Origin of the sequence: Alteromonas sp. B31-7 (assembly GCF_015767655.1) — a bacterium.
Lineage (GTDB): Bacteria > Pseudomonadota > Gammaproteobacteria > Enterobacterales > Alteromonadaceae > Alteromonas > Alteromonas australica.
On sequence record NZ_CP065233.1, the window covers coordinates 2,025,187 to 2,048,106 of the forward strand.

Genomic DNA, 22,920 nt, shown 5'->3' on the forward strand with positions numbered 1-22,920 from the left:
CCGCATTCTAGCAGCCCATAAAGTAATGTCATCCGGTGATTGAAGTTTATCGAAGAGATTATGCATTTTGTTCTGTGTTTAATGCAAAAAAGGGCGTTATCTTCATTAAATTGAAAATAATCAACGTTATATTTTTTCCCTTATGTATACATGGTTCGTTATAATGTTCTTAGATGAGTATTTAAAATAATTACAATGACGAAAATTTTCTCTTCTTGGGCGCGGCTTGTTGCATTTCTTTTCGCGCTATCACCCTTCTCTACGTTATGTGCCCAAGACGCTGCGCTACTTGACATTGAGCGCATTCATTTTGATGATCATCAGCAAGCCTTAGTGCTACTGAACAACCTTGATTTGCAATCGTTGTCACCAGAAGACAAAGAATATCATCGCTTTTTGAAGGCGCTGCTCTCTGCTTACGAAGGGAACCTTGAAAACGCGTTTCATTCGTTAACTGGGGTATACACAGACGTGCAATCTACCCGAGTGAAAAATCGCACACTGGTTTCATTGACGGCCATGGCTTCGTTTTTAGGTAAATGGGAACAGGGCTTCATGTATGCCAATGCATTACAACGTGCGTTGGCGAATGAAAAAGATGAAACGCTGATGCTAAAAGGGCTGCAAGGCCTGCTTATTTTCTATTTGAATGCTGAGCAATACGACATTGCAAAAATGCTAGCGCAGCGTATTGAAAAACATAGCCCTGCTGATTCCCCATATCGATGTCTTGGCGAAGTGGCAATGATGGATATTGCTGCCAAAGAGCAGGTGAGCGAAAGCAAAGAGGCAAGATACCAAACAGCGAAAGCAAACTGTGCGGCAAGCGGAAGTCGCTACTACATTTCTTTGTTAGAGAATGCGTATTTAACCTTGCTTATAAAGCAAAATAAACCGCAGCAAGCCTATAGGCTTTCGAAAATCATGAAAAAGCGGGTAGAGGATATTGATGTCCTGTTTCTTGATTTAGCATTTAATGCATCGTTGGCGCAGCTCTATTATTTACTTGGTGATGTTGAAAAAGCAAAAACGTCAGCAACCTTTGTGCTTGACCAGCTGGACAAACGGGAATTTTTGCAAAGCCGAATAGATGCCTTGTTGGTGATGGTGAAAATAGCTAAAGCGCAACAGGATTTTGCCCAAGCATTACAGTATGCTGAAGCGCTGTCTAAAGCCGAAAGCTTACTTCGCGAAGACAATGTGGTGAAACAAGTGGCCTATCAGCAAGCAAACTTTAATCTGGCCATAAAAGAAAATGAAATAGCGCTTTTAGATAAGAAAAATAAGCTGTTAGAACAGCAAACTCAACTGACCAACGAAAAAATTAATGTGGTGACTTTGGCACTCGTCGTGATTGCGATATGTTTGGCAGCACTCGTTTTCTGGTCTTATCGTAGCCGAAAACTACATTTAAAGTTTAAACAGTTGGCAGAAAAAGACGGGCTAACCGGCGCGTTTAATCGTAGTTTTTTTATTGAGTCAGCGCAAAAAGTTTTACCCGTTCAAAAAGATCTTCAATCAGATTGCTGCTTAATCCTGTTCGATTTAGATCATTTTAAGCAAATTAACGATACGCAAGGGCATCAAGTTGGCGACAAGCTGTTGTCTGCAACGGTAGCGGCGATTTATGAAGTGGTTAACGCAGATACCTTAGTGGCGCGAATGGGCGGTGAAGAATTCGCCATTTTAATGCCGCGGTGTGATGTTATTCATGGTGCTTGTGTGGCAGAGCAATGTCGTAAAGCCATAGAAGGGGTTCGCGTGACGCATGTAAAATCAAACCTCACGGTGAGTGTGAGCTTTGGTGTGAGTGACACATCACAAGTCGGTTACAACATTGACAATCTGCTAGCCGCTGCCGATTTAGCCTTATACAAGTCTAAACAGAATGGGCGAAACCAAGTTAACCGTTACTTCGTAGAGTGAGGCGCCCTAGATAACGTAACGAATTTACTTATAGTTCGACCTTGACCAGTGATAAACGCCTAAAATAAAAAAGCCCGAGCATAGGCTCAGGCTTTTTACGACAGCGTTATTGAAATCAATTCAGTTTATACAAACCCTATTTAACTTCTTTACCTGCCGCTTGCTGATCCGCATGGTAGCTTGAGCGAACCATAGGGCCACTGGCTGCATGCGTAAAGCCAATAGATTTTGCGTAATCACCGAGTGCATCAAACTCTTTCGGGTGCACGTAACGTTTAACAGGGTAGTGGTGTTTGCTTGGCTGCAAATACTGACCCAAGGTAAGCATATCCACATCGTGGGCACGTAAATCGCGAAGCACACCTTCTATCTCTTCGTTTTCTTCACCCATTCCCATCATTAAACCAGATTTAGTGAGAACGTCAGGGTGTTGCGCCTTAAACTTTTTCAGTAAGTCGAGAGACCATTGGTAGTTTGCACCCGGTCGACATTCACGATAAAGACGTGGAATGGTTTCTAAGTTGTGGTTGAAGACATCTGGCACACCGGCTTTGAAAATGTCGAGAGCGCGATCCATACGGCCACGAAAATCCGGTACCAGTACTTCAATGGTGGTTTCAGGACTGTGCTTACGAATGGCATTAATACAGTCTACAAAGTGCTGCGCTCCGCCATCTCTTAAATCGTCGCGATCTACCGACGTAATAACCACATAGCGAAGCTTCATTTCGGCAATGGTGGTGGCTAGTTTTTCAGGTTCTTCAGCGCTAGGCGGTAATGGTTTTCCGTGCGCAACATCACAAAACGGGCAACGTCGGGTACAGATATCGCCTAATATCATGAAGGTGGCTGTGCCATGATTAAAGCATTCTGCTAGGTTAGGGCAGCTTGCTTCTTCGCAAACTGAATGCAATTTGTTTTTGCGCAGTGTCTTCTTGATATGATCAATTTTGTCAGTGGTTCGTGGTAACTTAATTTTAATCCACTCAGGCTTACGCAGCATTTCTTCCTTTTCAGTAGGAATAATGGTGACGGGGATATGTTTTACTTTTTCGTCGTCGCGGAGTTTTACTCCCGCTTTAGGTCGTGCGTTACTCATCAAAACCTTCTTTATATTCTGTGTCCGTTATCGAAAGCGCGTCTAATAGCAATTCGGTTAAAGCGACGCCCGCTTCAACTAAGGATTGCGGGCCATTTAACGTTGCAGTATCAATCATTTCCATGCCTGCATAGCCACAGGGGTTAATTCGTTGAAACGGCGATAAGTCCATATTAACATTTAATGCAAGACCATGAAACGAACAACCATTACGAATACGTAAGCCTAGCGAGCAAACCTTTTTTTCATCCACATAAACACCAGGGGCATCTGGCTTTGGATAGGCCGTTATTTCGTAATTCGCAAGCAAGCCTACTACGGCATTTTCCATTGCTGTAACGAGATGACGAACGCCCAGCTTTCGGCGCTTTATATTCAATAATAAATAAATAACTTGTTGGCCGGGCCCATGATAAGTGACCTGTCCCCCCCTATCTACTTGCACCACAGGAATATCACCAGGCATAAGAATATGCTCGGCTTTACCAGCTTGGCCTTGGGTAAACACAGGGGGATGTTCAACCAACCATATTTCATCTTGGGTGTTTTGGTCTCGTTCGTCAGTAAAGCGCTGCATGGCTTGCCATACGGGCTCATAGTGTTTAGTGCCTAACTGACGAATGATAACCGTAGAGGTTTGTTCACTCACTTACAGTACTACTCTAACTAATTCTAGTTTAGCTAATTCTGTGTATATCAGTTCCATGTGCTCTTTACTGGTGACGCGTACGCTAACGGAAACAGAATGGTAATTTCCTTTACTGCTTGGCTTAACTGTGGGGGCATAGTCACCCGGAGCATGCGTCTGCAAACACGAAATAACATGGTGGGGAAGTTTATCATCAGCCACACCCATAACTTTAAACGTTTGGTGCGTGGGGAAATCTAGAAGTTCATCAAAACGGGTATCCATGCGATATCCTTGGTACTGTCGTTAAATACAAAAACGGCCAGATTGTAACAAATCTGGCCGCCTTTGAACTAGCTTTCAACGAGTTTTATTTAGTCTTCACCAAAACCCAGTTGCAACATGACGTAGTCTTTTATGCGGTTAAAGAAGCTACCCTCTTTAACTTCTTGCAACGTGACCAGTGGGTAACTGGCTACATCTTGGCCGTCTAATTGCAGATAAAGCGTTCCAACAACTTGCCCTTTAGCAAGCGGAGCTTCAAGTTTTTTGTCTAGTTCAAAGTTGGCTTCAAGGTTAGCAGCCTGTCCGCGCGGAATAGTAATGGGGGTAGATTGATTAATTCCAAGGTCTACTGTTTCCCGGTCGCCCATATAAATTCGGTGAGCAACAAAGCTGTGGCCCGCATTATAAGGCGTAAGGGTTTCAAAGAACCTAAAGCCGTATTTAAGTAGCTTCTTATTTTCTACTTTACGTGCACGCTCGCTGTCGGTACCCATCACAACAGAGATTAGGCGCATTCCGCCTTGTTCCGCTGAGGTGATAAGGCTATATCCGGCATCTGATGTGTGGCCAGTTTTAATACCGTCAACGTTTAAGCTCTTGTCCCATAACAGGCTGTTACGGTTGTATTGCTTAATGCCGTTGAAGGTAAATTCTTTTTCGCTATAAATTTTGTACATTTGCGGCGTTTCGGCAATCAGTGCTCGAGAAAGCGTGGCCATGTCTCTTGGCGTAGTATAGTGGTCAGGGTCGTGCAAGCCGTGAGCATTTACAAAATGGGACGCTGTCATGCCTAATGCTTGTGCGTGTGCATTCATCATGCTGGCAAATGCGGCTTCTGAACCGGCAACGTGTTCAGCCATAGCCACACAAGCGTCGTTTCCTGATTGCACTACAATACCGCGAAGCAAATCGCTAACAGACACTTGCGTTCCTACTTCAATAAACATTTTTGAAGAATCTGGGAATTTCTTCGCCCATGCATTCTCCGAGATAGTCACTTCATCTTCTAGGCTAATATTGCCAGCTTGCAACTCTTTACCAATCACGTAAATAGTCATGATTTTAGTTAGGCTAGCAGGGGCCAATTGCATATCTGCGTTTTTTGACGCGATAACATGCCCAGTTTCATAATCGGTTAAAAGAAATCCTTCAGCGGCAACTGACGGTGCGGGTGGCGTTACCACTGCACCATTCGCTGTAGTTGCTGTTAGCGCCAAGGCACTAAAAAGTAAAAAAGCGAAAGAAAGAAAAGACGGTTTAGCGCGTTGAATTGTTCTGAGCATGATGTTGTTTTCTTTGACCGTTTATTATCCGTGTATGGCTAACTGCAAATGTAGTGCGGTATAGCCGTTAGTATTATTAAGTCGAATTCTAACGTAAGGTAACAAGTAGGACTAGGTTTTAACGAAAAAGTTTACTAGAAACTAGGGATTAGGCGACGAATGCCTTTTTTCGTGCTGTAAGCTGTCAGATAGCCACCCCAGTTCGCCTTATTGTTGCCACAATTCGAACATGACCGTGCTACAAGGTGCCTTCAACGGTGTAGGCATTGGGGTAGCCATTTTTACGTAATTGTTCCAGTAAAACATTGGCGGCAGACTTATTTTCGATGGGCCCTAATTGAAGCTTGTAGATGTTGTCGACCCGTGGGAGGTGCGTAGGCACCTGATACAATGCCGAAAGCACATTCGAAATGGATTTTGCCCGCTTTTCATCGGACAGCGCTGCAACTTGGATATAAATGGCAGGCTGGGTGTTTGGTAACCCTGACTTTTCACTGTCTATAGCAGTGGGGCTGGCAGGTACGGTAATGCCCAAGTATTCATCATATGTGATGGTAGGGCGGTTACCCACAGTCACGTTATTGTGTTGGTCAAAGTGAATAACTTCTATTTTTACTTTCGCCGTGCCCTTGTGCTGATAGCCTAGTTTTACCGCCGCTGCATAGGAAAGGTCGATAATTCTATTGTCATGAAACGGCCCTCTATCGTTAACTCGCACAATGGCTTGTTGACCGTTTTCTAAGTTAGTCACTCTTACATAAGAAGGTAAAGGCAATGTCTTATGGGCGGCGGTCATGGCAAACATATTATAAGTTTCACCATTAGACGTCAGGTGACCATGGAATTTTTGACCATACCAGCTGGCGTATCCAATTTCCTCGAAGCCCTTGCCCGACGCTAGCGGAGAATATCGCTGCCCCAACACTTCATAAGGGCGGCTATTAAACTGCCGGTAGGCTTCGTACTTAGGCACAGCATCAAGTGTTTCAGGTTTTTTGGCCACATAAGCGGGGGCGGTATCTTGTTGCATGGTATAGCGACTTTCTGGTGCCGATTGGCACCCACAGAGTGCAGCCATTATTGCACTTAAAAAAACAAAGGAACGTAACATCATCGAGACATAAATCGTTTCTGTGTAGCAATGGACATCAGAATGCCAAAACCTGCCATCAATGTCACCATTGATGTGCCGCCATAACTGACTAATGGCAAGGGCACCCCCACTACAGGTAATAACCCGGAAACCATGCCCATATTAACAAAGACATAAACAAAAAAGGTGAGAGTAATACTTCCTGCTAACAGCTTGGAATAGGCATCTTGTGCGCGATTAGCAATAATTAATCCCCGTAAAATAATGCATAAATAAATTCCCAACAACACCATCACGCCGGTAAGCCCAAACTCTTCACTAAACACGGAAAAGATAAAGTCAGTATGACGTTCGGGCAAAAACTCTAGCTGAGATTGTGTGCCTTGCAACCAGCCTTTACCGTCCATACCGCCTGAGCCAATGGCAATTTTCGATTGTATAATATGGTAGCCCGCGCCCAATGGATCGCTTTCAGGGTTAAGAAATGTCAGTACCCTTTGTTTTTGGTAGTCTTTCATTAAAAAGAACCACATGATAGGTGCGAACGCGCCGCCCAAGAGACTAACAAACCCAATTAAACGCCAACTCATGCCTGCCAAAAAGATGGCGAATATTCCGGAACTGGCAATAAGTAAAGACGTGCCTAAGTCGGGCTGTTTGGCAATAAGTACAGTAGGTACAGCCACCAATGTGAAACCGGTAATGATGTGAATAGTGCGGGGCGGTAAATTAAACTGGCTAATATACCAAGCCACCATCATAGGCACCGCTAATTTCATCAACTCAGACGGCTGAAAACGAATGAATTTTAAATCGAGCCAGCGCTGTGCGCCTTTCCCTACATCACCAAACAATAACACGGCGATTAACATCAGCAAGCCCACAATATAGGCGTAGGTTGAAAGTCGACGAAAAGCGCCTATGGGAATTTGCGCGAGGACAAACATAACAATAAAGCTTACCCCTAGGCGGGTAAACTGACGTTGCATTTGCCCTTCATCTTGGCCGGAGGCAGAGTAAAGGGTAAATAAGCCAACCGACATCAGCACCAGTAACCCTAATAGCAACCATCCATCTATATGGATACGTTGCAAAAAGCTGATTTTGTTGGTGTTTAACGTATTCTTTTTCATGGTTAGGGCTGAACCTGTGCTATATCAGTGTCAAAAACACGGTCTCGAAAATAGAAGTCCATAATTTCACGCGCCACCGGAGCGGCATTAGAACTGCCACCTCCCGCATTTTCCAGTACCACAGTCACTGAGATTTCGGGGGCTTCAAAGGGCGCATAGCCAACGTACATTGCATTGTCTCGTAGGCGCTCATCCACTTTGTCGGCATCGTATTTTTCGTCCTGGCCTACGGAAAACAGCTGTGCTGTTCCGGTTTTGCCTGCCGATTGGTAAGGCGCATCTTTAAACACGCTTCTAGCCGTACCTTCGCTACCATGCACTACGTCATGCATAGCGTTTAACACAATATCAATGTTTTCTTGCTGCTTGAACTGTAATGGACGTAAGGTTTTCAGCGGTAACACGTCCACCGAATTATCGGCTTTCTTAAAGCCGCGAATTATTTGTGGAATATAGCGTTCGCCACGGTTCACCAAAGTATTAAGTGAGTGAGCAAGCTGAATCGGCGTGGTCGTCCAGAAGCTTTGGCCGATACCGACAGGGATAGTATCGCCGATGTACCAAGGCTGATTAAAGCGGGCGCGCTTCCAACCACGACTAGGCATGTTGGCATCGGATTCTTCGTATAAGTCTATCCCTGTAAAATCACCAAACCCAAATTCATACATAGCTTCACTGATTTTATCGATACCTAGCTTGTACGCGAGGTCATAGTAATAGGTGTCGCAGGACACCTCTATGGCTTTCGAAACGTTTACTTTGCCATGTCCCCACTTTTTCCAGTCGCGCCACACATGGGAGACGTTAGGTAATTGATAACGTCCACCATCCATGATGGTGTAGTCTTCAGTAATGATGCCTTCTTCCAAACCAACCAGCGCTAAATGCGGCTTTACCGTGGAAGCAGGCGGGTATTGCCCTTGTGTTGCACGGTTAATAAGAGGGCGGTCCGGTGAATTAAGTAGCGCAGCGTAATTTTTACGGCTAATACCGTGAACAAACAAATTGGGGTCGTAGCTAGGGTTTGAATACAGTGCGAGTACACCGCCAGTTTTAATGTCAGTCACCACTACCGCACCTCGCTGATCGGCTAAGGCTTGCTGCGCAGCAAGTTGAAGCTCAATATCAATATTAAGCACAATGTCCTTGCCGGGAACAGGAGGATCTACGTTCAGCACACGAATAATGCGCCCTTGGTTATTCACCTCTACTTGCTGATAACCTACGCTGCCATGAAGCAGTTCTTCGTGATATTTTTCAATGCCCAATTTACCAATATCGTGAGTGGCGGCGTAATTTGCTTCTTGACCGGCCTCAACCAATTTTTGTAAATCTTTTTTATTAATACGCGCCACATAGCCTAATAAATGGGTCAGTGTCTCTTTATAGGGGTAGTAACGGGCAAGTCTAGCCTCAATTTGTACGCCGGGGAAAAGATGCTTACTGGCAGAAAAAAGCGCAACATCTTCTTCACTGAGTTTAGTTCGAATTGCAATGGGCTTGAAGCGTCTTTGGCCTTTCAGTTTGCTTTCAAAGTTCTCACGCTCATCGTCTGTGATAGCCATGAGTGTCGATAAACGAGACAGAGTATCGTCTAAGTCGTTGGTTTCTTCGGGTGTTATTTCTAAGCTAAAAACCGGGCGGTTTTCTGCTAACAATACGCCATTTCTATCAAAAATGAGCCCCCGATTGGGAGCCACTGGCAGTACTTTAATTCGATTGCCATTGGACCGAGTTTGGTAATCGTCGTACTGCTCAACCTGCAATGAATACAAGTTGTTTAAAACGATGCCTAACATACAAACCACGATGAAAAATGCCACCGTCGCTCGCCGTGCAAATAAATTTGCCTCAGCGGAGTGGTCTCTTATGGTTTGACGCTTCCTTTGCATTCGCCGCTCCTGCTATTCGCGGTGGTAAGGGTGGTTTTGCGTCACAGACCATGCGCGATATAAGCTTTCAGTAAGAATAATGCGCACAAGTGGGTGAGGGAGCGTTAGCGCCGATAACGACCACTTTTGTTCCGAGGCTGCAATGCACGATGGCGCTAGACCTTCTGGGCCCCCAATTAACAGGCTTACATCTCGGCCATCCATTTTCCAACTATCGAGTTGCTTGGCTAATGTGGGAGTATCCCAAGGGCGACCTGTCACCTCAAGGGTAACAACTTTATTACCTTTAGGAATTGCCGCAAGCATCTGTTCGCCTTCTTTTTCAAGAATACGTTTAATATCGGCGTTTTTGCCACGCTTACCCGCTGCAATTTCGGTAAAGCTTACAGGCATGTCAGAAGGGAACCGGCGAATAAACTCGTCCACGCCTTGGTTAACCCAAGATGGCATTTTTGTACCCACTGCAACAATCTGAATACGCACTAGATTTCCTTCATTCGCCGTTTTACAAGCTATTTTTGAGGCGAGGGGAGGCGAGCGTTATTCTGCGCTCCCCAACACAACAGGTTATTACGACCAGAGCTTTTCTAGCTGGTAAAAATCCCGTGCTTCGTCTTGCATGACATGCAAGATTACGTCGCCGAAATCAACCAATACCCATTCACCTGTCTCTTTTCCTTCAATACTGCTAGGTGCAATGTCTGCTTGCTTGGCTTCTACTACTATGTTTTCGGCAATACCAACCACGTGACGTTTAGAATTACCAGAACAGATAATCATGGTATCTGTGATTGTTGATTTACCGCGTACATCAATTTCAATAATGTCACGGCCTTTCATGTCGTCAATTTTGTCTTTTACGAACTGCTTGAGTTGTTGACTCTCCAAGTGTTTTCCTCACTAATTTGATTTATCTTGGTATAAGTGGTGCATATTTATATAGTCTGCAACGGGCGTTGGCAGCCACTCAATAGGCGGCGTCAAGGCTGACGTCGTTGCACTAACGGCGTCGCGTATTTGTGTTGAAGACGCTGGGTGTAGTGGGGTGTTAACCAACAGCACACAACCATTGGGTTGGTGATGTAGTTGGTTTATGTCTTCCGTTTTATTCGCGTTTAGCCATGACGTTAATGACGATGGTGGTTCAAAATTATCCCCTTCTCGTCGCATCACAACGAGGTGACAATAATCAAGCAAACGCTCCCACTCAAACCAGGACTGGATATTATACAGTGAATCCGCACCAATGAAAAAGCAGATTGTGTCGGCGTGGTGCTGGCGCAAATTTTCTAACGTGCGAACCGTATAGGACGGGCTAGGCAGGGAAAGCTCAATAAGCTCGGGATACAATCGTTTGTCGAGTTCACACGCTAACTTTACCATTTCTACGCGATGCGCTTCACTCACCGCTACGGGTTTGTGAGGGGCGATTTTACAGGGCATAAGCCCTAAGGTGTTCACCTTAATATAATCGAGTAAATACAGTGCCGGCTGGATATGCCCTAAGTGCGGTGGATTAAAGGTTCCACCTAATATGGCCCGAATACTCATATGATTAGGCGTCGACCAAGGGGAGGTGAAAAATATTGATGCCCATAAACATCATACATAGATGACAGAGTTTGACGTAAGGCTTACTGATGACGTTTTGTTTAAAAGCGAGGTCAGCATCACTGAGTGCCTGTTGAATAGCATTAAGCTGAGACGCGGATAAACGTTGTAACGCAGATTGATAAAAGCCTTGTCGATTGCGCCAAATACCAAATTTTTGCCATTGGATGGGCGTACCATCTAGCTGCGCACAATGTAACTTCCAAAGGGTTTCCCACTCTCTGACCAGTGCCCATATAATAATGTTTGGCTCTAGGCCTTCACTTTCTAATCGATAAAGCATTTTTACACAGCGGCGACTGTCACCACTGAGCATAACGTCAACGAGTTGAAATACGTTGTAGCGTGATTGATCCACCATCGCGTATTCAATTTGCTCATCGGTAATGCTTTGTTGGGGGTAAAGCAGAGCGAGTTTGTCTATTTCTTGCTTGGCGGCAAGTAGGTTACCTTCACAAAAATCAGCAATAATTTTGGTACCATTGCCTGACACAGACAGCTGATGGGATTGTAAGTGCTGTGCTATCCAGCTATGAAGTTGTCGGCCTTCAAGGGGGTAGCACATAACTGAGACACCCACCTCATCAAGCACTTTAAACCATTTCCCTCGTTGAACATCTTTGCCAATTTTAGGGCCATGTACTAACAGCAATACATCTTGATGAAGCGCCTTGGCTATCTCTTGCAGCATTTTACTGCCTTCGGTGCCAGGTTTACCGGTAGGAAGTTCCAACTCAATAAATTGTTGTGACGAAAACAACGACATACTTTGTGTTGCTTCCAAAACGTGATTCCACGAGAAGCCCGTGTCGGCAACCAAAACGGTTCTCTCGATAAACCCTTGCTGTTTTGCGGTTTGCCGTATTTGCTCAATAACGTCAAATTTTTGCTGCGGTTCATCACCAAAAACTAAGTAGCAAGATTTTAAGCCTCGTGAAATCTCTTGTCCAAATTGATTTGGATAAACTTGCATCGCCTACTGGCCTTGATAAGTCATGGTGGCTTGACTGGAAAGTCGGCGGATAATAATGTCAGCCGCTTCATTACGCATTTCGTCTAACACTATATCGAGTTCACGTGACTTCGCCAGTACATGATCTGGGTCGTCTTGATAATCGCGGATAACATCAAAGGTGGCCAAAATGGCTTCTTGGTCTGGAAACTGTACTTTATATCGCACGGTATAAATAAGTTCGTATTCAGCCACTTGTCCAGAGGGGTACACCGACAACAGTCGACGCTCTAGTTTTTCTGGCATCAAAAATACCACCACGCCGTTATCCAACGTGTTGGCATCTTGGGCATATACGCCGTTTAAACCATACACAGTCACTCGCTTATAAAGTGCTCTGCTCAACAGGGCATGTGTTTTTGCGCTATCGACAATCACAGCATTCACATTGTCTGGCAGGTTAGGGGCGCTACGTAAATGAAATCCGCACCCAGCCAGTGTTAACGTTACTAACAGCGATATTGTGTAGAGAAATAAACGGCTCATTCTTAGTTAGCCACTATGTTAACGAGTCGTCCCGGCACCACAATCACTTTTCTAATGGTTTTGCCATCAATAAACTGCTGCACATTGGGCTGAGCTTTCGCTTCTGCTTCAATGGCTTCTTTGCTTGCGTCCGCAGCAATGGTAATTTTGGCGCGAACCTTTCCGTTGACTTGAACGATAATGAGCTTTTCATCTTCAACCAACGCTTCTTTATCTGCTTTTGGCCAAGGCGCAAGTTCAATATCGTCCTGATGGCCCAACACATGCCAAAGCGTATGACAAATATGCGGAGTGATAGGGTTTAACAGCAACAATACAGACTCAACGGCTTCTCGCATGATAGCCACGTCTTGTGGTGACTCTTGCGGCGCCTTTTGAAGGTGATTTAACAATTCCATAATGGCTGCAATCGCGGTATTGAAAGTTTGGCGGCGACCAAGGTCGTCGCTAACCTTTTCAATGGTCTTATGCACTTCTCGACGCAACGCTTGTTGGTCTTTACTTAACCCACTTACGTTCAAGGCTTCCGGCTCGCCCTTCTCTACGTGTTCAGTGGTCAGTTTCCAGATACGACGTAAGAAACGGTTTGCGCCTTCTACGCCAGAATCAACCCACTCAAGTGTTTGCTCAGGTGGAGCGGCAAACATAGTAAACAAGCGAACGGTATCTGCACCGTATTGGTCAATCACTTCTTGTGGGTCGATGCCATTGTTCTTCGATTTCGACATTTTGGTCATGCCGCCGTGGATCACCGGCTCGCCATCCTCGGTTAACCAAGCTTTGACAATTCTGCCTTTCTCATCTTTTTCTACCGACACCTGTGTGGGTGAATACCAGGTTTTCTTGCCCTTGGCATCTTCGCGGTAGTAAGAATCGGCCAACACCATACCTTGACAGAGTAAGCGTTTAAATGGCTCGTCAGAATCCACCAAGCCTTCGTCACGTAACAATTTGTGGAAGAAACGTGAATACAATAAGTGCAATATCGCGTGTTCGATACCCCCAATATATTGATCAACAGGTAACCAATAGTTCGATGAAGCAGGGTCAAGCATAGCGTCATGGTTGGTTGCGCTGGCGTACCTTGCGTAATACCAAGAAGACTCCATGAAGGTGTCGAAGGTATCTGTTTCGCGTGATGCTGCTTCGCCGTTATACGTGGTCTTCGCCCATTCTGGATCCGCCTTAATAGGGGAGGTTACGCCGTTCATTTCAACGTCTTCGGGTAAAATGACAGGCAGTTCACTTTCAGGAACGGGTACCGACTCGCCATTTTCCAGATTCAACATTGGGATAGGTGCGCCCCAGTAACGCTGGCGACTCACGCCCCAGTCACGAAGACGGTAATTTACTTTACGCTGGCCACAGCCTTTTTCTTCCAAGGCTTTAGCAATAGCGTCAAAAGCATCATTAAACGTAAGGCCATCAAATTTATCAGAATTAACAAGCGCGCCTTTTTCCGTGTAAGCCGCTTCTGTTAAATCACAGGCTTCTTTTGCATCGTCTGCAGGCTGAATCACTTGTTTGATCGTTAGGCCGTATTTGGTAGCAAATTCCCAATCTCGTTGGTCGTGCCCCGGTACCGCCATTACCGCACCTGAGCCGTAATCCATCAATACAAAGTTTGCTACCCATACAGGCAATAACTCACCAGTTAGGGGGTGAATTACCTGCATGCCGGTATCACACCCTTTTTTCTCCATCGTGGCCAACTCTGCTTCGGCCACTTTGGTGTTCCTACATTCTTCAATAAAGTCAGCTAAAGCAGGATTAGACTGCGCGGCAAATTCAGCGAGTGGATGCTGTGCTGCCACCGCCACATAAGTCACCCCATAGAAAGTATCTGGGCGGGTAGTGTAAACGGTTAGGTCGCTTATGTTGCTTGCATTTTTAGCAAGATCGAAGGTGATATCTACACCTTCAGAACGACCAATCCAATTTGCTTGCATGGCACGTACTTGATCTGGCCACTCTTCAAGTTGCTCTAAATCGCTAAGAAGTTCTTCTGCATAATCCGTAATTTTAATAAACCACTGTGGAATTTCTTTTTGCTCTACCAGCGCACCAGAACGCCAGCCACGGCCATCGATGACCTGCTCGTTAGCTAAAACAGTTTGGTCTACGGGATCCCAGTTCACAGTAGAGTTCTTTTTATACACTAACCCTTTTTCGTAAAGGCGGGTGAAAAACCACTGTTCCCAACGGTAGTAGTCTGCCTTACACGTGGTGACTTCTCTGTCCCAGTCGTAGCCAAACCCTAAACTGCGAAGCTGATTTTTCATGTAATCAATGTTCGAGTAGGTCCATTTCGCTGGGGCCGTGTTGTTGTTTATTGCGGCATTTTCTGCTGGAAGCCCAAAAGCGTCCCATCCCATTGGCTGGAGTACGTTTTTTCCCTGCATACGCTGGTAGCGACTGATCACATCACCTATGGTGTAGTTTCTTACGTGGCCCATGTGGAGTCTGCCACTTGGGTAAGGAAACATAGAAAGGCAATAGAACTTTTCTTTATCCACATCGTCATTGGCTTTAAATGACTGATTTTCTTCCCAGTATTGCTGAACGCTTTGTTCTATTTCTTTAGGGTTGTACTGATTTTCGGCCATGAAACTTAGGCTTCCGCATTAATATTGGTTTAACGTTAATAAATCGTCTATGAAAAACCGAGTGAGTGAAACGGCTAAGGCCCACGGTTCAACATAGAAATTTAACTTACATATAGCCTTATAGAATACCCTAGCGACGTGTCCACGCTCAATAGCTTAGCGAGTTATAGTGCTATTTTTATCCTCACTTGTTGAAAAACTAATCATTCTTCGTGGATGGCTGGGTTAATCCCATGAAATACTGCCAACACATTAGCATGCTTCCTCGCCAAAACCTTTAGCGCACTTTGATTTAGCGCACTTTGATTTAACGCACAGTGTTGTGTTTGCTTCGTGAGATTATTTCATCGTTAGCTAACGCGAGTTGTTGTGGTGTAAAACAGCGAGCCCCAAAAAGCCATCAAATAGAGCAAAAGAGGGCTCCACTTGATGGTTTATTCATCTAATAGAGACACACAATACAATAAAGCGAGATAAGGGTTTGACAGACCTGCGCTAACGGGTTTCACTTACCACAAAGATTTAAAAAATAAGAACTATGTCAGGCGAAATTAAGCATACATCACTTACTCCTTCTTCTCTTACACCCACGATTAATCGAAAGGCGATAAATAGTGCGTTGAAAGATGATGAAGCACTCCATGCTACTTTTATTGGCCAGGAGCGTGCTCGAGAAGCGCTTACTTTTGGCTTAGGCATTAATGCGAAAGGCTACAACCTTTATGTGATGGGTGAACCCGCCACGGGTCGATTCACCTTGGTGCGCGACTATATTGCACGGCAAGTTGCTAATTTAAACGCGCCCGACGATTGGGTGTACATCAATAATTTCGCCGAAGAACGCGAACCTGTGGCACTGAAATTCCCCACCGGTGGTGGTAAAGCCTTTCATAAAGATATCTCTCAGCTTATTGATGACGTGCTAGATACCTTTCCCGTCGCATTCGATAACCCAGGCTATCAGCGAAAGCGGGCCAATATCTCCCGGGAATTCGATAAAAAGTATGACGAGGCCATTGCTGCGCTAGAGCGTTACGCACAAGCCAATGATGTGGCCTTGTATGAAGAAAATGGCGAAATTTCATTTTCTCCTATTGTTGAGGGCAAGCCACTAACGGATACGGAATTTGCGGCTTTGAATGAAAGCCAGCGTTCGCATTTTTATGCGTTAATTGACGATTTAGAAAATCGCCTCAGCGAGAGCCTACTAAGCTTACCCTCGTGGAAGAGGGAAAATTCTGAACAATTAAGAGCATTAGACAAACAAACTGCAGAGCAGGGGATTAAACCCCTCTTGAAAGTGCTAGAGCATAAGTATTCGGCAGAACTTGGTATTTTGAAGTACTTAAAGCAGTTAAAGACGGCATTGGTTAACGCCATCCTTCTCATTGTACAAGAAGAGCGAAAAGATGAGAAAAGCGATGAGTTTGATCAACGGGTGTTTTTAGAAGAACAATTTTTGCCGAATGTTCTGGTGGCAAATAATGTTGGAGACACGGCGCCGGTTATATACGAACCAAACCCTACTTACCAAAACCTTTTTGGCAAAATCGAATACACCAATATTCATGGGGGCGTGTTCACTAACTATCGAATGATACGACCTGGTGCGCTTCATCGCGCCAACGGTGGATATTTACTGCTTGATGTAGACCAACTCATTGAGCAGCCTTACGTGTGGGAAACCCTGAAACTTGCCGTTAAGCTTGGCAGATTAAAAATGGACTTGCCCCAGCAAGATGTCGGTATGGTGAATGCCATCACTTTGCATCCTCAACCTATCGACTTGAATATTAAAATTGTGCTTCTTGGTTCCCGGGATCTCTATTATACGTTGCAAGATTACGACGATGAATTTGATGAGCTTTTTCGTGTATTAGTAGACTTCGACTTAGAAATTCAAGTTTCTCGCCAAGCGTTGTTCGATTTTGTGGGCAAGGTGAGAAAACATTTGGCTCAACTTAACATCCAACACGTGACCGCCAACGCCATGTGTCGGTTGGTAGAATATTCATTGCGAATGGCTGAACACCAACAAAAGTTATCAGCGCATTTTTCCGAGGTGATAGAACTCGTAAACGAAGCGCACTTTTTCTGCATGAAATCTGGTAGTGACACCTTAGAATTGCATCATTTAAAAACGGCGCTGGCGGCGAAAAAACGCAGAACGGGCCGCGTTAGCCAAACCCTGTTAAACGACATAAAAGAAGGGCATGTACTTATTGCTACTGAAGGCAAAGCAATAGGGAAGGTGAATGGACTGACGGTTTTAGACATAGGTGACACTGCGTTTGGGACGCCGGCGCGAATTACCTCTACCGTGTTCGCCGGTGCAAGTGGCGTTGTAGATATAGAAAGAGAAGTGGAGTTGGGTCAGCCCATACATTCAAAAGGGGTGATGTTGCTAACAGGGTACTTGGGTAACAAGTACGCGCAGCACTTTCCACTGACATTGTCGGCAAATATCGCCTTAGAGCAGTCTTATGGTCACATTGACGGAGACAGTGCATCGTTGGGTGAACTAGTGGCATTAATCTCAGCACTCACTGAAATACCCTGCTTGCAAACGCTTGCCATAACGGGCTCAATCAACCAATACGGTGAAGTTCAGGCAGTGGGCGGTGTAAATGAAAAGATTGAAGGCTATTTCGATCTTTGCCAACATCGAGGTTTAACGGGCACCCAAGGGGTTATTATTCCAAAATCTAATGCCATTAATTTAGTATTAGACTCTACGGTGATAGATGCGGTGAAAAAAGGGTTATTCCACATCTATACTGTAGAAACGGTTGATGATGCATTATCCATACTGATGGAACAGGAAGCCGGTGTACTAAGTTCTCGCGGCCGATACCCGAAAAATACCATCAATTACCACGCGGTGAATCGACTTTACAACATTGCGCTGATTGTGAATGGGGGGGATGGCGAATAATCTTAGCGCCACGCTAAAAATGAAAGCGAGCGATATATAGCTTGCTTTCATTGAATGGTTGGCGACTGACCTTGCCAGGTTTACTTAGGTGGCATACGTAAACCGCCATCTAAGCGAATGGTTTCCCCGTTTAAATACGCATTTTGTGCAATATGAATAACTAACTTTGCAAATTCTTCAGGTAATCCTAACCGTTTGGGAAACTGTACATTATGCGATAATGCCTGTTGTACATGCTCAGGCATGGCCAATAGCATTGGGGTGCCCATAACCCCAGGGGCTATAGTGTTAACCCGAATACCTAATGGCGCTAGATCTCGTGCCATAGGAAGGGTAAGCCCAATGATCCCTGCTTTACTGGCGGCATAGGCGGTTTGCCCAATTTGCCCTTCATAGCCGGCCACCGACGCGGTGTTAATAATCACCCCTCGTTCCCCCTCATCATTCACTGCGGATTGGTTAGCCATGGCACTGGCCACTAAACGTGCGACGTTGAAGCTGCCGACTAAATTTATATCAATAGTGTGCTGGAAGTCCTGTAATGGGGCGGGGGCATTTTCTTTGTTAAGGATACGTTTGGCAGGGGCAATGCCTGCACAATTAACGCACAAATGAATATGATTAAATCGAGATTGACACTGACGAATTGCTGATGAGATTTCATCTTCATTGCGGACATCGGCGCGCACAAATAACGTGTTCTCGGTGCCGAGTTCCTCTACCCGTTGTTGGCCTAGTGCTTCGTTCATGTCTAGCAAGCACACTTTTGCGCCAGCCTGACTCAATGCTATGGCAGTCGCGTGACCTAGGCCAGAACAGCCTCCGGTCACCAATGCAGTGACTTCAGTAATTTTCATAAATCCCCGTTAACGCTGTTTTTTAACAACATGTTAACGGGGTATCACCATAAAAACCATTTTGCCGCTGTTAAACGGCGAAAATGTTAACTTTATTTTGGCAACTGAATTTTACGCTCTTCATTAGGACGGTATAAAATAAGAGTATGTCCGATAACTTGAAGTTTTTCGGCGTTGGTTTCTCTTACAATGGCATCCATGATGAGCGATTTTTCTTCGCGATCATCTGTGGGCACCTTAACTTTAATTAATTCGTGGAAGTTTAGGGCGTTGTCGATTTCGGCTACAACCCCCTCTGTAAGGCCGTTAGCACCAAGTTGCACAACAGGCTTAAGCGGGTGTGCAAGGCCTTTAAGAAATTGTTTCTGTTTGTTTGAAAGTTTCATGTAGTCAATATTCTTACAATTTATCTATAAATTTACGCTTGAAATAACGTATTCTAACGCCATCTTCTCTACAATCCTAATGACATTGTATTGGAATGACAAAAAAGAAACACTCCGCCAGCAGTAAACGCTGGCTACAAGAACACTTTGATGACCACTATGTGCAAAAAGCGCAGAAGCAAGGTAAGCGGTCCCGTGCCTTCTTTAAACTGGAAGAAATCCAGCAAAAAGATAAGCTTATTAGACCTGGCTCTACGGTTGTTGACCTAGGTGCGGCGCCAGGTGGCTGGTCACAATTGGCTTCAGAGCTCGTGGGTGACCACGGCAAAGTCATTGCTTGTGACATTTTACCTATGGATTCAATCGTGGGTGTCGACTTCTTACAAGGAGATTTTCGAGATGATGCAGTTTTAGACGCATTATTGAACAGAATCGGCGGTAAGAACGTAGATACTGTGTTATCAGACATGGCACCTAACCTGTCTGGTAACGCGGCGGTGGATCAAGCCGGCTCTATGTATCTCTGCGAGCTTGCCTTAGATATGTGTCATCAAGTCCTAAAGCCAGGTGGTAATTTTGCAATTAAAGTTTTTCAGGGTGAAGGGTTTGACGAATTCCTGAAAGATTTGCGTAGCGCCTTTACTACCCTTAAAACGCGGAAACCAGATTCGTCTCGATCCCGTTCAAGGGAGGTGTATTTGGTGGCTTGTGGTTATAAAGTGTAGTACTCTTTCGAGTAAGCGATTTTCGTTGCGAAAGACTGTAGGTAAAGTGAACAAACTCTTGTGTGTTCACTCTAAGTCTCAGGCTTTCGGTTTTTTTAGAGGTTAGTAGCATTGAGCGATATGGCAAAAAATTTAATCTTATGGTTGGTTATCGCCGTTGTGTTAATGTCTGTTTTTCAGAGCTTTTCACCCAGTGAATCAGCACGAACGCAGACCGATTACACAACATTCCTAAGAGAAGCTGAACAAGGAAATATCCGTGAAGTTCGCATCAACAATGATGGTGAAATTCGTGGTACTAAACGTTCGGGTGACACATTCCAGACGAACGTTCCTTACTTCGACGACAAGTTAATTTCAGATTTAGTTAAAAATGACGTGCGTGTCTACGGTGAGCCGCCGGAAGAGCAGTCAATTTTAACGTCTATCTTTATTTCTTGGTTCCCCATGTTGTTGCTTATTGGTGTATGGATTTTCTTTATGCGTCAAATGCAAGGTGGCGGTGGCCGCGGCGCCATGTCTTTCGGTAAGAGTAAAGCGCGCTTACTGGGCGAAGACCAAATCAAGACCACATTTGCCGATGTTGCTGGGTGTGATGAAGCGAAAGAAGATGTATCAGAATTGGTAGACTTCCTTCGTGACCCATCAAAATTCCAGAAATTAGGCGGTAAAATCCCTAAAGGCGTACTTATGGTAGGCCCTCCAGGAACAGGTAAAACCTTGTTAGCGAAAGCGATTGCCGGTGAAGCTAAAGTGCCTTTCTTTACTATATCGGGGTCTGATTTCGTCGAAATGTTTGTGGGTGTTGGTGCATCACGTGTTCGCGATATGTTTGAACAAGCGAAAAAAGCAGCACCATGCATTATCTTTATTGATGAAATCGATGCAGTGGGTCGTCAGCGTGGCGCAGGTTTAGGTGGCGGTCACGATGAGCGTGAACAAACCCTCAACCAAATGCTTGTCGAGATGGACGGTTTCGAAGGTCATGAAGGTATCATCGTTATTGCGGCAACCAACCGTCCTGACGTACTTGATCCAGCATTACTGCGTCCCGGTCGATTCGACCGTCAGGTGGTTGTAGGTCTGCCCGATATTCGTGGTCGTGAACAAATACTTAAGGTGCATATCCGTAAGGTTCCCGTGGCTGATAATGTAGAGCCGTCAGTCATTGCTCGCGGTACCCCCAGGTTTCTCTGGTGCCGATTTAGCCAACCTCGTGAACGAAGCTGCATTATTTGCTGCTCGTGGAAACAAGCGCCTTGTTTCTATGGAAGAGTTCGAGAAGGCGAAAGACAAAATCATGATGGGCTCTGAACGTAAGTCTATGGTGATGTCTGAGTCAGAAAAAGAAATGACGGCGTATCACGAAGCTGGTCACGCTATTGTGGGTCGTTTAGTACCAGAGCATGATCCAGTTTATAAGGTATCTATTATTCCTCGTGGTCGTGCATTAGGTGTGACTATGTATTTGCCAGAGCAAGATAGAGTAAGCCATTCTAAGCAGCATTTAGAAAGTATGATTTCTAGCTTGTTTGGCGGCCGAATTGCAGAGCAAATCATTTATGGCGATGACAAGGTGACCACAGGGGCCTCTAACGACATCGAACGTGCCACTGAAATTGCTCGTAAGATGGTTACTCAATGGGGGCTTTCAACGAAAATGGGCCCAATGCTGTATGCAGAAGATGAAGGTGAAGTTTTCTTAGGCAAGTCTATGTCGAAAGCAACCAACATGTCTGATGATACGGCCAGAGCCATTGATGCTGAAATTAAGTCGTTAATTGATAGTAACTACGACCGTGCACACAAAATCTTAGAAGAGAATATTGATATTCTTCATTCTATGAAAGATGCGCTAATGAAGTATGAAACTATTGATGCCAAACAAATTGACGATTTAATGAACCGTACAGATGTGCGTCCTCCTGCTGATTGGGATGACCGCTCGCCGTCAGGCGGTGACAAACCAAGCGGTGGCAAGCCAGCGCGTGAAGGTGAAATTACTGACGATGGTGTTGATAAGCCGTCTGTAGGTAAGCCAGGCGATTTGCCCAGCTAAGCTTCTTAGGCTAAACGTGAAAAACGCCAGTTAATCTGGCGTTTTTTGTATGTGTTAATGCAATACGAGTGATTTTTAATGCGCTTTGCTAACCGGGAAATAGACCTCTCTACCCCTAAGATCATGGGGATTTTAAACGTGACCCCTGATTCCTTTTCTGACGGCGGTAAACACCATCATCTCGACAGTGCCTTACGCCACGCCCATGACATGGTTGAAAAAGGTGCGACTTTTATCGACGTGGGCGGTGAATCCACCCGCCCTGGCGCTGCAACAGTAAGTGAAAGTGAAGAACTCGATAGAGTCATTCCTGTCATTGAACGTTTACACAGTGAGTTAGACTGTGTCATTTCCGTAGATACCAGCAAAGCGATGGTTATGAGAGAGGCTGTCCAAGCGGGTGCCGGGCTTATTAATGACGTAAGGGCTTTAGCAGAACCCAATGCATTAGAGGTTGCAGCGCATTCCTCGGTTCCTGTTTGCTTAATGCATATGAAAGGGCAGCCCACTACCATGCAACAAAACCCTGAGTACACAAGTGTAGTGGATGATGTAACAGGATTTTTATTACAGCGTGTAGACGCTTGTATTCAGGCCGGGATAAATCGCGACAATATCCTGCTTGACCCAGGGTATGGCTTCGGTAAAACCCTTTCTCATAACTATACGTTAGTGAAATATTTGCCCAAAATTATGGCGTTGGGTTACCCCGTGTTAGTGGGAATGTCTAGAAAGTCCATGATTGGCAGCTTACTTGATAGAAAAGTGGAAGAGCGCTTGGCGGGAAGTGTGGCACTCGCTACAATTGCTGCCACTATGCGAGCGCACATTATTCGTGTTCATGATGTACAAGAAACCAGTGATGCCGTGTCTATTGTTAACATGGTTCATGAAGTAAAATAAG

Annotated in this window: 19 protein-coding genes and 1 pseudogene; 5 read left to right on the plus strand and 15 right to left on the minus strand. The window is 45.1% G+C overall.

Going from position 1 to position 22,920, the window contains the following annotated elements:
• The first annotated feature begins 195 nt into the window (after positions 1-195).
• Positions 196-1,926 (plus strand): tetratricopeptide repeat-containing diguanylate cyclase, encoded by a 1,731-nt coding sequence (locus IUA53_RS08565; protein ID WP_196899190.1) that lies wholly within the window; start codon positions 196-198, stop codon positions 1,924-1,926.
• A gap of 136 nt (positions 1,927-2,062) precedes the next feature.
• On the opposite strand, the gene lipA is transcribed toward IUA53_RS08565, so the two are convergent.
• The 13 genes from lipA to leuS form a co-directional block, all read right to left on the minus strand.
• Complete coding sequence (gene lipA / locus IUA53_RS08570; RefSeq protein ID WP_044056979.1) at positions 2,063-3,025, minus strand: lipoyl synthase; 963 nt, start codon at positions 3,023-3,025, stop codon at positions 2,063-2,065.
• Entirely contained in the window at positions 3,018-3,674 is a 657-nt protein-coding gene (lipB, locus tag IUA53_RS08575) for a lipoyl(octanoyl) transferase LipB (RefSeq protein WP_044056980.1), read from the minus strand. The genes lipA and lipB overlap by 8 nt, the downstream gene beginning before the upstream one ends.
• The gene (gene ybeD, locus IUA53_RS08580; RefSeq protein ID WP_044056981.1) at positions 3,675-3,938 is read right to left on the minus strand and encodes a DUF493 family protein YbeD; all 264 of its coding nucleotides are present in this window, start codon (positions 3,936-3,938) and stop codon (positions 3,675-3,677) included.
• An 89-nt stretch (positions 3,939-4,027) separates the two neighbouring features.
• On the minus strand, positions 4,028-5,221 hold the full coding sequence (locus tag IUA53_RS08585) for a D-alanyl-D-alanine carboxypeptidase family protein (protein ID WP_044447211.1): 1,194 nt from the start codon (positions 5,219-5,221) through the stop codon (positions 4,028-4,030).
• Between the two features lie 238 nt (positions 5,222-5,459).
• Positions 5,460-6,332 (minus strand): septal ring lytic transglycosylase RlpA family protein, encoded by an 873-nt coding sequence (locus IUA53_RS08590; protein ID WP_044058863.1) that lies wholly within the window; start codon positions 6,330-6,332, stop codon positions 5,460-5,462.
• Positions 6,332-7,447 (minus strand): rod shape-determining protein RodA, encoded by a 1,116-nt coding sequence (gene rodA / locus IUA53_RS08595; RefSeq protein WP_044056982.1) that lies wholly within the window; start codon positions 7,445-7,447, stop codon positions 6,332-6,334. Before rodA ends, IUA53_RS08590 begins: the two co-directional genes overlap by 1 nt.
• Positions 7,448-7,449: 2 nt before the next feature.
• Positions 7,450-9,339, minus strand: coding sequence for a penicillin-binding protein 2 (mrdA, locus tag IUA53_RS08600; protein WP_196899192.1), 1,890 nt, complete (start codon positions 9,337-9,339; stop codon positions 7,450-7,452).
• Between the two features lie 12 nt (positions 9,340-9,351).
• Complete coding sequence (rlmH, locus tag IUA53_RS08605; protein WP_044056984.1) at positions 9,352-9,822, minus strand: 23S rRNA (pseudouridine(1915)-N(3))-methyltransferase RlmH; 471 nt, start codon at positions 9,820-9,822, stop codon at positions 9,352-9,354.
• Between the two features lie 87 nt (positions 9,823-9,909).
• Complete coding sequence (rsfS, locus tag IUA53_RS08610) at positions 9,910-10,227, minus strand: ribosome silencing factor (protein ID WP_044056985.1); 318 nt, start codon at positions 10,225-10,227, stop codon at positions 9,910-9,912.
• A gap of 12 nt (positions 10,228-10,239) precedes the next feature.
• Complete coding sequence (gene nadD, locus IUA53_RS08615; RefSeq protein ID WP_196899194.1) at positions 10,240-10,890, minus strand: nicotinate (nicotinamide) nucleotide adenylyltransferase; 651 nt, start codon at positions 10,888-10,890, stop codon at positions 10,240-10,242.
• Between the two features lie 4 nt (positions 10,891-10,894).
• Positions 10,895-11,923, minus strand: a complete 1,029-nt coding sequence (holA, locus tag IUA53_RS08620; RefSeq protein ID WP_196899196.1) for a DNA polymerase III subunit delta — start codon at positions 11,921-11,923, stop codon at positions 10,895-10,897.
• Positions 11,924-11,926: 3 nt separating this feature from the next.
• Positions 11,927-12,448 carry an LPS-assembly lipoprotein LptE gene (locus IUA53_RS08625; RefSeq protein ID WP_196899198.1) on the minus strand — a complete coding sequence of 174 codons (522 nt, stop codon included), beginning with the start codon at positions 12,446-12,448 and terminating at the stop codon, positions 11,927-11,929.
• 2 nt (positions 12,449-12,450) lie between these two features.
• The gene (gene leuS / locus IUA53_RS08630; RefSeq protein ID WP_196899200.1) at positions 12,451-15,054 is read right to left on the minus strand and encodes a leucine--tRNA ligase; all 2,604 of its coding nucleotides are present in this window, start codon (positions 15,052-15,054) and stop codon (positions 12,451-12,453) included.
• 538 nt (positions 15,055-15,592) lie between these two features.
• On the opposite strand from leuS, the gene IUA53_RS08635 reads away from it, so the two are divergent.
• The gene (locus IUA53_RS08635) at positions 15,593-17,989 is read left to right on the plus strand and encodes a Lon protease family protein (protein ID WP_196899202.1); all 2,397 of its coding nucleotides are present in this window, start codon (positions 15,593-15,595) and stop codon (positions 17,987-17,989) included.
• 80 nt (positions 17,990-18,069) lie between these two features.
• Here IUA53_RS08635 and IUA53_RS08640 read toward each other — a convergent pair whose 3' ends face one another.
• Both IUA53_RS08640 and yhbY read right to left on the minus strand, forming a co-directional pair.
• A complete protein-coding gene (locus tag IUA53_RS08640) occupies positions 18,070-18,846 on the minus strand; it encodes an SDR family NAD(P)-dependent oxidoreductase (RefSeq protein ID WP_196899204.1) in 777 nt (258 codons plus the stop codon).
• Between the two features lie 92 nt (positions 18,847-18,938).
• Complete coding sequence (gene yhbY, locus IUA53_RS08645; protein ID WP_044056992.1) at positions 18,939-19,232, minus strand: ribosome assembly RNA-binding protein YhbY; 294 nt, start codon at positions 19,230-19,232, stop codon at positions 18,939-18,941.
• A 95-nt stretch (positions 19,233-19,327) separates the two neighbouring features.
• Between yhbY and rlmE the strand changes: the two genes are divergently transcribed.
• From rlmE to folP, 3 genes and pseudogenes are all read left to right on the plus strand, one after another.
• Positions 19,328-19,957, plus strand: a complete 630-nt coding sequence (rlmE, locus tag IUA53_RS08650) for a 23S rRNA (uridine(2552)-2'-O)-methyltransferase RlmE (protein WP_044056993.1) — start codon at positions 19,328-19,330, stop codon at positions 19,955-19,957.
• Between the two features lie 111 nt (positions 19,958-20,068).
• Positions 20,069-22,016, plus strand: a pseudogene (gene ftsH, locus IUA53_RS08655) (ATP-dependent zinc metalloprotease FtsH).
• Positions 22,017-22,094: 78 nt separating this feature from the next.
• On the plus strand, positions 22,095-22,919 hold the full coding sequence (gene folP / locus IUA53_RS08660; RefSeq protein WP_044447227.1) for a dihydropteroate synthase: 825 nt from the start codon (positions 22,095-22,097) through the stop codon (positions 22,917-22,919).
• Position 22,920 lies beyond the last annotated feature (1 nt).